A 590-nucleotide genomic window follows, 5' to 3' on the forward strand; every position below is an offset into this window, starting at 1 on the left:
TGGACGAGGCGCTCGCGCTCTGGCGCGGCGCAGGGCTGGACGGGCTTCCCGGGCCGTTCGCCGCGCTGCACCGCGGCCGGCTGGCCGAGCTGCGGCTGGCCGCGCTGGAGGAGCGCTTCGAACTGGCCCTGCTGCTCGGGCGGCACCACGAGGTGGTGGCCGAACTCGGCCTGCTGGCCGCCGCGCAGCCGCGCCGCGAGCGGCTGCGCGGGCTGCTGATGCTGGCGCTCTACCGGGCCGGGCGGCAGGGCGAGGCGCTGGCCGTCTACGCCGAGACCCGGCAGTTGCTGATCAGCAGCCAGGGGTTGGAGCCGGGACGGGAGTTGGCGGAGCTGCAGCGGCGGATCCTGCGCGCCGACCCGGGGCTCGACCTGCTCCCGCCCGGCGGGCCGGCGCCGGTCGGCCGTCCGCTCGCGGGTGACCGGGAGGGGCTGCCGAGCCCGATCTGCCGGCCCGCCCAACTTCCCTGTGACCTGGCCGACTTCACCGGGCGGGCAACCCAGCTCCGGGCGATCGCGCGGGCCCTGGGCGGCGTCGGCGGCGGCCCGGGTCCGGGCACCGCCGGCCCGGGCGGGCCCGGGCGGCGCGGC

The 590-nt window shown here is 79.8% G+C and carries 1 protein-coding gene; it reads left to right on the forward strand.

All coding sequences use genetic code 11. From position 1 onward, the window contains the following. Positions 1–590: AfsR/SARP family transcriptional regulator (locus ACQRUO_RS39635; RefSeq protein WP_428321028.1), on the forward strand; the 590-nt coding region annotated here is incomplete at both ends.

It is taken from the genome of Kitasatospora sp. LaBMicrA B282 (assembly GCF_050325825.1).
GTDB lineage: Bacteria > Actinomycetota > Actinomycetes > Streptomycetales > Streptomycetaceae > Kitasatospora.